The sequence below is a fragment of the Brachybacterium sp. GCM10030267 genome (assembly GCF_042666875.1).
Taxonomy (GTDB): Bacteria; Actinomycetota; Actinomycetes; order Actinomycetales; family Dermabacteraceae; genus Brachybacterium.
The window spans coordinates 75,301-87,463 of sequence record NZ_JBHTCX010000012.1; the positions used below are offsets into that span (position 1 = coordinate 75,301).

The 12,163-nt window shown below is 71.3% G+C and carries 10 protein-coding genes; 5 read left to right on the forward strand and 5 right to left on the reverse strand.

From position 1 onward, the window contains the following. Positions 1-19 precede the first annotated feature (19 nt). Positions 20-1,828, reverse strand: coding sequence for an AMP-dependent synthetase/ligase (locus ACFQS2_RS11470; RefSeq protein ID WP_377020065.1), 1,809 nt, complete (start codon positions 1,826-1,828; stop codon positions 20-22). A 214-nt stretch (positions 1,829-2,042) separates the two neighbouring features. On the opposite strand from ACFQS2_RS11470, the gene ACFQS2_RS11475 reads away from it, so the two are divergent. Beyond that, positions 2,043-2,978, forward strand: a complete 936-nt coding sequence (locus ACFQS2_RS11475) for an ROK family glucokinase (protein ID WP_377793855.1) — start codon at positions 2,043-2,045, stop codon at positions 2,976-2,978. Between the two features lie 24 nt (positions 2,979-3,002). Here ACFQS2_RS11475 and ACFQS2_RS11480 read toward each other — a convergent pair whose 3' ends face one another. After that, positions 3,003-3,605: a hypothetical protein gene (locus tag ACFQS2_RS11480; protein WP_377020063.1), complete on the reverse strand. Its 603-nt coding sequence runs from the start codon at positions 3,603-3,605 to the stop codon at positions 3,003-3,005. Beyond that, positions 3,602-4,414, reverse strand: a complete 813-nt coding sequence (locus tag ACFQS2_RS11485; protein ID WP_377793856.1) for an alpha/beta hydrolase — start codon at positions 4,412-4,414, stop codon at positions 3,602-3,604. Before ACFQS2_RS11485 ends, ACFQS2_RS11480 begins: the two co-directional genes overlap by 4 nt. Positions 4,415-4,472: 58 nt before the next feature. Here ACFQS2_RS11485 and ACFQS2_RS11490 point away from each other — a divergent pair, with 58 nt between their 5' ends. Together ACFQS2_RS11490 and ACFQS2_RS11495 are read left to right on the forward strand one after the other, a co-directional pair. Then, complete coding sequence (locus ACFQS2_RS11490) at positions 4,473-5,207, forward strand: lysophospholipid acyltransferase family protein (protein WP_377793857.1); 735 nt, start codon at positions 4,473-4,475, stop codon at positions 5,205-5,207. A gap of 178 nt (positions 5,208-5,385) precedes the next feature. After that, complete coding sequence (locus ACFQS2_RS11495) at positions 5,386-6,780, forward strand: class II 3-deoxy-7-phosphoheptulonate synthase (protein WP_377793858.1); 1,395 nt, start codon at positions 5,386-5,388, stop codon at positions 6,778-6,780. A gap of 71 nt (positions 6,781-6,851) precedes the next feature. Here ACFQS2_RS11495 and ACFQS2_RS11500 read toward each other — a convergent pair whose 3' ends face one another. Next, a complete protein-coding gene (locus tag ACFQS2_RS11500; RefSeq protein WP_377793859.1) occupies positions 6,852-9,008 on the reverse strand; it encodes a PASTA domain-containing protein in 2,157 nt (718 codons plus the stop codon). 202 nt (positions 9,009-9,210) lie between these two features. On the opposite strand from ACFQS2_RS11500, the gene ACFQS2_RS11505 reads away from it, so the two are divergent. Then, positions 9,211-9,564 (forward strand): Rv2175c family DNA-binding protein, encoded by a 354-nt coding sequence (locus tag ACFQS2_RS11505; RefSeq protein ID WP_377020058.1) that lies wholly within the window; start codon positions 9,211-9,213, stop codon positions 9,562-9,564. A 128-nt stretch (positions 9,565-9,692) separates the two neighbouring features. On the opposite strand, the gene ACFQS2_RS11510 is transcribed toward ACFQS2_RS11505, so the two are convergent. Continuing rightward, complete coding sequence (locus tag ACFQS2_RS11510; protein WP_377793860.1) at positions 9,693-10,826, reverse strand: polyprenyl synthetase family protein; 1,134 nt, start codon at positions 10,824-10,826, stop codon at positions 9,693-9,695. A gap of 128 nt (positions 10,827-10,954) precedes the next feature. Here ACFQS2_RS11510 and ACFQS2_RS11515 point away from each other — a divergent pair, with 128 nt between their 5' ends. Beyond that, positions 10,955-12,118 carry a hypothetical protein gene (locus ACFQS2_RS11515; protein WP_377793861.1) on the forward strand — a complete coding sequence of 388 codons (1,164 nt, stop codon included), beginning with the start codon at positions 10,955-10,957 and terminating at the stop codon, positions 12,116-12,118. The last annotated feature ends 45 nt before the right edge of the window (positions 12,119-12,163 follow it).

Here is a 12,163-nt window from a genome sequence, read left to right on the forward strand (position 1 = left end):
TGCCCGATGGTCCCGGCGCTCAGGACACCGGCTTGGACCCGGAGTAGATGCGCTCGATGACCTCGGAGAGGTCCTGGACGACGACGTTGCGCTTGAGCTTCATCGAGGGCGTGAGATAGCCGTTCTCCTCCGTGAAATCCGTCTCGATGACCTCGAACGCGCGGATCGACTCGGCGCGGGAGACGGACTGGTTGGCCTTGTCGACGGCCGTCTGCAGCTCGGCGCGCACGGCCGGGTCCTGGGCCGCCTGCGCGATCGTCATCTCCTCCATCCCGTTGTTCTTCAGCCAGGTCGGGAGCATCTCGGCGTCCAGCGTCAGGATGGCGGCGACGAACGGCCGCTGATCGCCGATCACGACGCACTGGCTGATCAGCGGATGCGCCCGCAGCTGATCCTCGAGCTGGGCGGGTGAGATGTTCTTGCCGCCCGCGGTGACGATGACCTCCTTGCTGCGGCCGGTGATGGTCAGCGTGCCGTCCTCGCCCAGCGAGCCGATGTCCCCGGTGCGGAACCAGCCGTCGCGGAGGGCCTCGGCGGTGGCCTCGGGGTTGTTGTGGTAGCCCTTGAAGACCATGACGCCCTTGACGAGGATCTCGCCGTCGTCATCGATGGCGACCGTGGATCCCGGAAGCGGCGGGCCCACGGTGCCCGGCTTGACCGCCCAGGGCAGGTTCACGCAGATCGGGGCGGTGGTCTCGGTCAGGCCGTAGCCCTCGAGGATGGTCACGCCGATACCGCGGAAGAAGTGGGCCAGGCGGGCGCCCAGCGGCGCACCGCCGGAGACGGCCCAGGTGACCTGGCCGCCCATGGCCTCACGCAGCTTCCCGAAGACCAGCTTGTCGAACACGGCGTGCCGGAGCCTGAGGGGCAGGGGCACCTTTCCGCTCGACTGCGCCCGGGAGTAGGCGATCGCGGTCTCGGCCGCGGCGCTGAAGATCTTGCCGCGGCCGCCGGCGATCGCCTTGGCCTCCGCGCCGTTGTAGACCTTCTCGAACACTCGCGGCACGGCGAGCAGGAAGGTGGGTCTGAAGGCGGCGAGATCCGGCAGCAGGTTCTTGGTGTCCGGGGTGAAGGCGGTGGTGATCGGCCAGGATGCGGCCAGGACCGAGATGAGCCGTGCGAACACGTGCGCCATCGGCAGGAACATCAGCATCCGCGACCCCGGGGGCAGCACGTGCGTGCCCAGCAGGTTCAGGGCGCTGCGCGTGGTGTCCACGAAGTTGGCGTGGGTGAGCTCGGCGCCCTTGGGGCGGCCGGTGGTGCCCGAGGTGTAGATGATGGTCGCCACGTCCGCCAGGCCGCGCGAGGTGCGCCGGGCTTCGAGCTCCTCGTCGCTGACATCGCGGCCGCGCTGCTTGAGCTCGTCCAGGATGCCGTCCTCGATGACGCCGATGCGTTCCAGCGCGGGCAGTTCGCCGCGCACCGATTCCACGTCCTCCGCGTGCCTCGTCGCCTCGACCAGGGCGTAGCGCGCCCCGGAGTCGGAGGCGATCCATTGGATCTGGCTGGGGGAGGAGGTCTCGTAGATCGGCACGCTGACCGCTCCGGTCCACCACACGGCCCAATCGGCGAGCGTCCACTCGTAGCGGGTGCGGGAGAGGATCGCGACCACATCACCGGTCTCGACCCCACCGGCGATCAGTCCCTTGGCGACCTGCTTGACGTCCTCGATGAAGTCGGCGGTGGCCATCGGGGTGTAGCCGCCGTCGGGGTTCGCGTGCTCGAAGATCGGCACGGAGGGGTTCGAGCGCAGTCGCCCGAGGAGGAGATCGGTGGTGTTCTCGTCGGGCCGGCTCTCATGCTGTGGGGCAGTGGTGTACTGCTTCATCGAATCTCCTTCGATCCGGGCCGGGCGCTCGTGCCCGGCGTACCGGCCGCCTGCCCGGAAGCGCTGGTGGGGTGACCACGATCTTACGGCAGGCCGATCTACGATGTACGACAGCAGGCTGACGGGCCGGCTGGCCGATCAGCGAGCATGCCTGCGCACGGGCGAGAGCGCGTACAGGGCCGGACATACGGGGTATCGACGCAGAAGGAGCAGCATGCTCTCCATCGGAGTGGACATCGGCGGCACCAAGATCGCCGCCGGCGTGGTCGACGAGGACGGCGCCATCGTCGCCACGACCACGCGCAGCACGCCGGCCACGGAGCCGGAGCTGATAGAGGCGGGCGTCGCCGATGCCGTCGCCGAGCTGAGGGCCGACCACGACGTGGTCGGGGTCGGCGTGGGGGCCGCCGGGTTCGTGGGCGCCGACCGTCGCACCGTGAAGTTCGCGGCCAACCTCGCGTGGCGTCACCGCGCGCTCGCCGACGAGCTGGAGCGACTGACGGGCCTTCCCGTGGTGGTGGAGAACGACGCGAACGTCGCCGGATGGGCCGAGTACCGCTTCGGGGCGGCCACCGAGGCGGCGCACATGCTGATGGTGACCGTGGGGACCGGCCTCGGTGGGGCGATCGTCCTGGACGGCCGGCTGCTGCGGGGCAGCGGGGGCTTCGCGGGCGAGGTCGCGCACATGACCGCCGTGCCCGATGGGCAATGGTGCGGCTGCGGACGCAAGGGCTGCCTGGAGCAGTACACGGCGGGCACCGCTCTGGTGCGCACCGCGAAGCGGAGGGCCTCGGCGGGCGACCCGCTGCTGGGCCCGCTGGTGCAGGCTGCCGGCGGGGCACGCAAGGAGATCGACGGTCCGCTGATCACTCGCCTCGCCCAGCAGGGCGATCCGGGGGCGCAGGAGCTGATCGCGGAGATCGGTACCTGGCTCGGGACGGGTATGGCGTCGATCTCGGCGCTGCTGGACCCCGAGGTGATCGTGGTCGGCGGCGGCGTCGCGGCGGCCGGCGACCTCCTGCTGGATCCCGCCCGCCGCGCCTACGCCGCGAACCTCACCGCCCGGACGCACCGGGACCTGTCGCCGTTCGTGCTCGCGAAGATGGGGAACCGCGCCGGGATCGTCGGGGCCGCCGACCTGGCTCGCTGACGGCTCTGCCGTGGGCCCCAGCCCTCAGACCTCGGCTCCGTCATCGTCGCCGTCCCTGCTGCGGGGTACCCGCAGGAGCAGGGACACCAGGCCACCGATGGCCGCGAGCCCTCCCAGCCAGGCGAGGAAGTCCGGCAGCGTCGCGCTTGCGGTGACCACGAGCATCAGCACGAATCCACCGATCAGCGCGGTCCACGACCACAGCGCACCGGAGGACGGCTCCGGCAGATCGGGGTCCGGCGGCTCGAAGTCGCCGTAGAGCACCTCGTCGTCATCGAGCTCGCGCGGACCGGCGGTGCCGCGCACGCCGTCGGCCACGTCGGGCGGCCCGGCCGAAGGATGTGCGGCTCGGGAGCGGGCGCGCGATTCCGCACTGGGCGGTTCGGACGGGGAGTCGGCGCTGAAGGACCACAGGTCGTCCTCGTCCGGACCGCCTGTGCCGGGGTCCTGGTCTGCGGGCGCGTCCCCGTCCTCGTCCGGGTCCCGTGGTGGGGGGCCGTGGTCCTCGGCCGCCGGCTCGTGGGGAGCCTCGCCGGGGTTGAGCATCATGCCCTCGCTCTCGAGCATGCGCGCGAACTCGGCGTCGACATCGCGCGGATCATGCGCGTTCGGACGGTCGGCGGTCATCGCGGGCCTCCGGCGAGCTGCGGACCGCCGGCCGGCCGGGCGCCGTCGAGAGGCCGGGGCACATGGGCGTCCAGGAAGCGCGCCGAGGTCTCGAACAGCAGGTCGGCGTCCAGATCCAGCGGGACCAGATGACGGCTGCGTGTCGTCGCCAGTCGCTGGACGGACCCGCTGACCCGCGCGGCGATGAGATCGCTGTCGGCGGCCGGGACGGTCCGGTCCGCGGGGGAGGTGGCCAGCAGCAGCGGGATCTCGACTGCATCCAGCTCGCGCCGGGTGCGCGCGAACAGTCGCCGCACCTCGGCGACGGCGCGCACCGGCATCCGGTCGTAGGCCTCCTCGGCCCCGCCCTCCCGGGCGATGTCGGATCCGATCCCGGGAAGGGTGCGCACCACCGGGGAGATCAGTCCCGCAGCCGCCGCGGTCGCAGGCAGGGCGATGCCGGGATTGACCGCGACCACGGCTGCCAGGCGCCCGCGCAGCATCGGATCCTCGGCCAGGGCGAGGGCGAGCGCGCCCCCCATCGACAGCCCGCCGACCGCGATCGGGCCGTGCTGGTGAGACAGCGTCAGCGCGACCTCGCGCACGTGGCCGTACCAGTCCCGCCAGGACCGTCCCGCGAGGTCCTGCCACGAGGTCCCGTGACCGGGCAGCAGAGGAAGGTCGACGGCCCAGCCCCGCGCGGCGTGATCCTCGGCCCACGGACGCAGCGACTGCGGGGTCCCGGTGAAGCCGTGGCACAGGAGCAGCCCGCCGCGCGGGTTAGAGTGACCTCGCGCGCGCCAGGGGCGGGACAGTTCGCTGAACGCCATGGGTACATCGTCGCACCCGCGCCCGCATGCTTCATCCCCTCGTCCCCAGGAGTTCGTCGTGCTGTACGAGGTCGCCAAACCGCTCGTGATGGCCGTGGTGCGCGTGATCTGGCGTCCTACGGTCAGCGGCACCGAGAACATCCCGGACGAGGGCCCGGTCATCCTCGCCTCCAACCACCTGGCCTACTCCGACACGGTCTTCCTGCCGGGGCAGGTGCGCCGCAGTGTGCATTTCCTGGGCAAGTCGGACATCTTCGCCGGTCGCTCCCCGCTGAACCGGGTCGTGGCCTCGGTGATGCGCGGCCTGCACGTGATGCCGGTGGACCGCACCGGGGGCAGCGCCGCACGCTCGGCCATCGATGCCGGCCTCGATGTGCTGGCGGCGGGCAAGGTCCTCGGCATCTTCCCCGAGGGCAGTCGCAGCCCTGATGGGCGTCTCCACCGGGGCAAGACGGGCGTTGCCCGGTTCGCGCTCGCCACGGGGGCTCCGGTGGTCCCCGTGGCGATGCTGGGCGCGTTCGAGGCGCAGCGCGGCCGGAAGTACTTCCCGCGCCGGAGGCCCCGGGTGCACGCCGTGATCGGAGAGCCGCTGGATGTGCGCGAGATCGTCGCGGATCTCGACGGCGCCGAGGAATCGAAGGTGCTCAGGGCCGTGACGGACGCGGTCATGGACCGGATCCACGAGCTCTCGGGCCAGGAGCGCAGCGGTGAGTACGCCGCTGAGGTCAAGAAGCGCATGAAGGCCGCGGCGGGACAGCCCCTGGGTGGCGAGGAACCCGATACGGCGGTGTGAGATACGGCGGCGACCGCGCCCGCGCCGTCGCCGTCCGCACTGCTGGACGCCTCCGGCGCCGACCCCGTCGGCTCGGCCGGCTCCCGAGGTTCCGGCCGCGGAGCCGGCCTGCCACAGGCAGGGTTCCGAGCACTGGAAGCGGTCGGCCGCGCGCGCGGGTACTGCGTACCCTGTGGGGGTGACTCAGTACAGCCCCGATGCCCCTGCCCGCGCCCACGACTTCTCGCTCTCCTCGGCCGACGACGGCCTGGCGGCGCTGGGTGCGTGGCGCGAGTATCCGCGGGAGCAGCAGCCGGTGTGGCCGGACGAGGCCGAGCGGGCGCGGGTCTTCGAGGACCTGCGCGCCGCTCCGCCGCTCGTCTTCGCCGGTGAGGCCGACGTGCTGCGCGATCACATCGCGGCGGCCGCCCGCGGAGAGGCTTTCCTGCTCGCCGGCGGGGACTGCGCCGAGACCTTCGCCGACTCCACGGCCGACCGGATCCGCAACAAGATCCGCACCATCCTGCAGATGTCGGCGGTGCTGACCTATGGTGCCTCCGTGCCGGTGGTGAAGATGGGCCGGATGGCCGGCCAGTTCGCCAAGCCCCGCTCCTCGGACGAGGAGACACGGGATGGTGTGACCCTGCCCACCTACCGCGGGGACGCGGTCAACGACTACGCCTTCACCCCGGAGTCACGGATCCCGGATCCGCAGCGTCTGTGGAGGATGTACACCACCAGCGCCTCCACCCTGAACCTGCTGCGGGCCTTCACCGGCGGCGGCTTCGCCGATCTCCGGGAGGTCCATTCCTGGAACCGCGGTTTCACCTCCGGAAGCGGCTACGACCGCTACGAGGAGCTGGCGGCGCAGATCGACAAGGCCATCCGCTTCATGGACGCCATCGGCGCGGACTTCGACGCCCTCAAGGTCGTGGAGTTCTACGCCTCCCACGAGGCACTGCTGCTGGACTACGAGGAGGCCCTGGCCAGGATCGACTCCCGTACCGGAGAGATCTACGGCTGCTCGGGCCACTTCCTGTGGGTGGGGGAGCGCACGCGCCAGCTGGACGGGGCGCACGTGGACTTCATGGCGCGCCTGCGCAACCCCATCGGGGTCAAGCTCGGGCCGAACGCGTCGGTCGATGATGCGCTGCGCCTGATCGACAAGCTCGACCCCGAGCGCGAGCCGGGACGGCTCACGTTCATCACCCGCATGGGCGCCGGCACCATCCGCGATCGCCTGCCGGCACTGGTCGAAGGCGTGCGCGACTCCGGGGCCCAGGTGGCGTGGGTGACCGACCCCATGCACGGCAATACGATCACCTCCTCGAACGGGTACAAGACCCGCCGCTTCGAGGACATCCTCGACGAGGTCGTCGGCTTCTTCGAGGTCCACCAGGGCCTGGGCACGATCCCGGCCGGCCTGCACATGGAGCTCACCGGTGACGACGTCACCGAGGTCCTCGGCGGGGCCGGGGAGATCGACGAGGAGGGACTGACGCGCCGTTACGAGACGCTCGTGGACCCGCGCCTGAACCACCAGCAGTCCCTCGAGCTGTCGTTCCTGGTCGCGGAGATGCTCTCGCGACGCTGAGGGTCCTGAGGTGCCCTGCATGCCGGCCGGTGCCGGTGCCCGCCCGGGTATCGGCACCGGCGGCGGGCCGGTCAGAACACCGTGATGGTGACCGTCGAGCCCTTCTCGAGCTCGGAACCGGCTGCTGCCGACTGTTCGTAGACGAGCCCGAAGACCGGCTCACCCCGATCGTGCTCGACCGTGACGGCGAAGCCGGCGGCCTCGAGTGCCGCCTTGGCGTCGGCCTCCGGTTTGCGGAAGACATCCGGGACGACGACCATCTCGGGACCCAGCGACGTCACCAGCTCCACGGTGTCACCGCGGTACCCGGTGCCGGAGGCGGGTGATTGGGAGATGACCGCTCCGGCGGGCACGCTGCTGTGGTGGGCCGAGGACGAGGTCACGGAGAAGCCTGCCGATTCCAGGGCGGACCGCGCCGCGTCGCCGTCCTTCCCGGTCTGATCGGGGATCGCCAGCGGCTGGCGCCCCTGCGAGGCGACGACGCGGACCTCTCCACCCTCGGGCAGCGCGTCGGCGGACTGCGACTGGGAGATGATCTGGCCCTCGGGCACGGTCTCGGAGTATTCGGCCTCATCCTCGACGAGCACCAGCCCGACGGACTCCACCTCGCTGCGGGCCTCCTCCATATCCATCCCGACGAGGTCGGGCACGGGGAAGGTCTGCTGTCCCTTGGAGACGACGAGCTGCACGCTGGCGCCCTTCTTGACGGTGGTGCCGGCCGACGGGGTCGCCTCGATCACGTGTCCGGCCGGCACCGTGTCGTCGAAGCGTTCCTCGGTGCGCGTGCTGAGGTCCTCGGCTGAGAGAACGGCCTCCGCATCGGTCAGCTGGGTGCCGGCCAGGACCGGGATCGTCCGGTCGGCGCCGGGGCCCGTGTTGAGGTACCAGTCCCCGCCGGCCCAGGCTCCACCGGCCAGCGCGATGACCAGGCACAGGGCCGCCAGCATCGCGAGCGGGCGGGAGCGTCGGCGGGTGCCGAGGGGGAGGTGGCGGCCGCGGCGGGCTCTCGGTGCCCGCAGGACGACGGTGCGGGGCGCCGGATCATCCTCTCCCGGAGTCCCGGGCCGAGACGTCGTCCCCTCCTGCTCCGTGGCCTCCGCGGGGCCCGGAGCATCGCCCTCTCCGGCGGTGTCCTTCTCCCCGGGATGCCCGATCCCGTCCGCGTCGTCCACGCCGACAGAGTCCCCGGGCCGGGCGGACTCGCCGCGTGAGGCGATCACCGGGGCGCCGTCGTCGGTCGTGGAGAAGATCCCGGCCGGGAAGGCGCGGGGGCCGTGACCGAGCTCGGCCACCACGTCGTCCAGCGGCGAGGTCAGGCGCGGGGTGTCCGCGGTGTCGGTGTCCGAGCGCTCCTCGGGACGTGCGTCCATGACGGCGGCGGGCAGGGTCTCGATCAGCTCGCGCACCGCCCGCAGCAGATCGGCGGCGGTCGCGGGCCGCTGCTCGACCGGCCGGGCGGCGGCCCAGGTCACCAGCGAGTCCAGTTCCCGGGGGATGCCGGAGACCAGCGTGGAGGGGGCGGGGATGTCGTCGTGGACGTGCTGGAAGGCGATATGGACGGGCTGTTCCCCGGTGAACGGCTGCCGCCCGGTGAGCATCTCGAACAGCACCACGCCCAACGAGTACAGGTCGCTGCGTTCGTCGCAGTGGCCGCGGGTGACGACCTCCGGGCTGATATACGCCACGGTGCCCAGGAGTGTGGCACTGGCCGAGGAGTTCGTGGAGCCGACGGCCCGGGCGAGTCCGAAGTCGGCGACCTTCACGACCCCCTCGTGGTCCAGCAGGATGTTCTCCGGCTTGATGTCACGGTGGACGATGCCGGCATCGTGGGCCGCCACGAGCGCCTCGAGGACCTGCGCCGTCACGTCGAGGGCGTCGGCCACTCTCAGCCGCTCCACCTCGCCGATGCGAGCACGCAGCGTCTCGCCCTCGATGAGTTCCATAGCCAGATAGATGCGGTCGGAATCCTCGCCCTGGTCGAACACACCGACGACATTGCGGTGCGCGAGCCGTGCCGCCGCACGTGCCTCACGGCCGAACCGGCGGCGGAAGTTCTCATCCATCGCGAGGTGCGGATGCATGATCTTCAGGGCGACGACGCGATCGAGGCGCTCGTCATGGCCGCGATGGACTGTCGCCATTCCGCCGCGCGCGATCGGCTCCTCGACCCGGTAGCGGTCGTCGAGGAGCAGGCTGATGCCGGGGGAAGTCGACGTCGCCGCGCTCACGTGGTCAATCTAGGCCTAGCATGCGCACCGACCACGCAGCGACACACTCGTGGCGCGTCGGCATTTCGGTCGAGGCGGGCGATCCGGTCGACCGGTCGATGCCGGTGATGCCTCTCGAGGGAGTGCAGATGAGTCACGTGAGCGGCGCCCCGGTGAGGCCGGCATGGTGCACGGCGGGCCCCGGACGTGGCACGCTTGACCCGTGAACGACCTCGACGACCTCATCACTGACTGGCTCACCCTGCCCGACGTCGCCCAGCGACTGGATGTAGAGGTCTCGCGCGTGCGGCGCCTCATCGAGGAAGGCCACCTGATCTCGGTGCGCCGCGGTGATCCCGTGGTCCGCATGGTCCCCGCCGAGATGCTCACCGACGAGGGTGTGGCCCCGCACCTTCCCGGGACGATCACCGTCCTGCGGGACGGAGGATTCGATGACATCGAGCTGCTGACGTGGCTGTTCAGCGAGGACGAGAGCCTTCCCGGGCGCCCGATCGACCACCTGCGGCGCGGTCAGCGCGGCGAGGTGCGCCGGCGTGCGCAGGCACTGGCCTTCTGACGGAACACTCCGGACCGGGCTTATCGACCGGCCCCTCCGCGTGACCGGTCACTCCGTGCGGCCTTACTGACCGGACCCTCCGGACCAGGCTTTCGGTCGGCCCTCCGGGTCAGCTGTCCGGCTCGGCCTCAGGCGGGCAGCGCCCTGACGTCGGTGGCCAGTCCCGCGAGCTCCGACAGCCCGGCTCGGCCGAGATCTCCCAGCTCCGCGGCGGCCGAGAGCAGGTCCCGTGCACGTCCGGCCCGCTGCGTCACCTCCTCGGTCACGGAGGCGACCGCCCCGGTGGCAGTCATGAGTTCGTGGACGGCGGCGATGTCCCCGGCGTCGGCGTCGGCCCGTCCGATGACACGCGCCAGCAGCTCGCGACCGGCGTCGTCGGCGGCCGCCTCCGTGCGCGCGAGCAGTACTGTGCGTTTGCCCTCGACGATGTCCCCGCCGGTCGGCTTGCCGGTCTCGTCCTGATCCCCGACCACGCTGAGCAGATCGTCGCGCAGCTGGAACGCGGTGCCGACCTCGACCGCCCACTCGGCGAGCGACTCCAGGGCGGCATCGTCGCCTCCCATCAGTGCTGCCCCGATCCGTACCGGTCTCAGGACCGTGTACGGCACGGTCTTCCAGCGAATCACCGACAGGGCGGCCTGCTCGGCGTCGGTCGCCGAGGCGAAACCGCCCGCCTGATGGAGGATGTCCAGGAACTGGCCGGACATCACCTCGGTGCGCAGATCGTCGAACTCACGACGTGCACGCGAGAGGCGATCCTGCTCCCCGGGGACATCCGCTGCGGTCTGCTCGGCCCAGCTCAGAGCCAGATCACCCAGCACGATGGCGACGGCGATGCCGTAGTCGCCGGCGGAACCGGCCAGTCCGTCGCGCTGATGCCGAGAGGCGGCGCCGACATGGAGGGCGGGCCGCCCGCGACGGACGGGGGAGTGATCGATGACGTCGTCGTGCATCAGCGCCGCGGCCTGGACGAGTTCGATCGCCGCCCCGCAGCGGGCGAGGGCATCCAGCTCCTGCTCGCGGGGCTCGCGGTCCAGCGCGGCCACGCCTCCCCAGAAGCAGAAACGGGGCCGCAGCAGCTTTCCGCCGCGCAGGTAGTCCTCGAGCGCATCCACCAGGGCGGCCGTCTCCGGGGAGATCTGCTCGAGCTGGCGCCGCCGCGCGGCGAGCTCCGCACGGGTGATCGCTTCGACCCGATCGACCAGCCGGATCTCGAGCTCACGCAGACGATCGCCGTCGGCCGGCCCTTCAACAGCGGACATGGATGCTCCCTCTCCCGTCGACCCCACGATCTTCCCACGTCCTGCCATCGTTCCTCCCCAGTCGGGCTCCGTCCCCATGATCGCCCGCCGCCTCCCGTCGGGGCCGTGCGGTGGCGCAGGGTCGTCTCATGACGACGAACACCACACCCAGCGACCCCGGGCCGCGAGTCCTGCATCCCGACGATCCGGCGGAGCTCCTCGCCGAGGCGCGTCTCTGCCTTCGTGAGATCCCCACGGACTGCCTGATCCTGGTGGGCCATGCGGGCGACGGCACCGCACCGATGCTGACCTGCTCACCCCTGACAGACGTCATGTCTCCCGAAGGGCCGGAGCACCTCGAGCACCATCTCGGGCTGATGCGCGAGCACGGCAGCTCGCGGGCGCTGGCACTGCTCGTCATCGACGACGGCTACGAGCCGCTCGCGCCCCAGGTGGCCATCGACATCTCGATCCTCGCCGGCGGCCTGGTCCTGACCACCGCCAGTCGCCTGCTCCCGGAACCGTTCGAGATCGACGTGCTGTGGGCCGTGGGTGACTCGAGTGCGCGGCAGGTGCTCCTCTCAGACGCCGGGCAGGACGGGGACGAGAGCCTCCTCGTCTCCCCGCCCGGTCCGCTGAAGCGCTTCTCCGAGACCAGCGCCGCAGCGAACGCCGTCTTCTCCGGCGACCCCGTCCCGCAGGAGCGCGAGGAGGAGCCGGTGCTCGAAGCGATCGGGCGCAGCATCACACTGGCGCGCACCGAGCTCGGCGCCTCGTGCGACCCCGGAGCGCTGTTCGAGACGGCGCGCGGCGCGCTGGGCAGGCTGCGGACGGGCCACGGCGACCCGGCCGGGAGCGACTTCGTGACGGACTGTGAACACGTCTCCGCGCTGCTCTCGGCAGTCGCTGTCGACCGTCTCCATTGGGAGCTGCTGGCGCAGTGCGTCGAACACGGCAACGCCGGCAGCATCGACCGCGAGGAGCTGCTGCAGGTGCTCGTCAGCGCTCCCCAGTGGTCCCCGCATCCTGATATCTGCGCAGGTGGGAGCTGGTATGAGGCACTGGAGAAGCTACGTGAGGTCGCCGCCGCGGCGATGGATGCTGCGCCCGCTGCCCGGCGCTCCACGCCCCGGGCAGCCTGGCGGGGCCTCACCGCGATGCTCGTGATGCTGGCGTGGTGGAACCATCGGTTCGCCACCGCGGGAGGCTTCGTCGACGATCTCTGGGGCCGCGAACCGGACTCGACTCTGGCACCCTTGCTGGCACGAATGACCGACACGCCGATCTTCCCGGCCTGGTGGCCCAGCACCTGATCCCCAGGACCGCTGGACCCTGCCGCGCAGGGGAGCAGGGAGGAG

Coding starts and splice junctions, on each gene's coding strand:
- ACFQS2_RS11485 (WP_377793856.1), bottom strand. CDS start 4,414: ATGGCGTTCAGCGAACTGTCCCGCCCCTGGCGCGCGCGAGGTCACTCT.
- ACFQS2_RS11470 (WP_377020065.1), bottom strand. CDS start 1,828: ATGAAGCAGTACACCACTGCCCCACAGCATGAGAGCCGGCCCGACGAG.
- ACFQS2_RS11475 (WP_377793855.1), top strand. CDS start 2,043: ATGCTCTCCATCGGAGTGGACATCGGCGGCACCAAGATCGCCGCCGGC.
- ACFQS2_RS11510 (WP_377793860.1), bottom strand. CDS start 10,826: ATGTCCGCTGTTGAAGGGCCGGCCGACGGCGATCGTCTGCGTGAGCTC.
- ACFQS2_RS11515 (WP_377793861.1), top strand. CDS start 10,955: ATGACGACGAACACCACACCCAGCGACCCCGGGCCGCGAGTCCTGCAT.
- ACFQS2_RS11480 (WP_377020063.1), bottom strand. CDS start 3,605: ATGACCGCCGACCGTCCGAACGCGCATGATCCGCGCGATGTCGACGCC.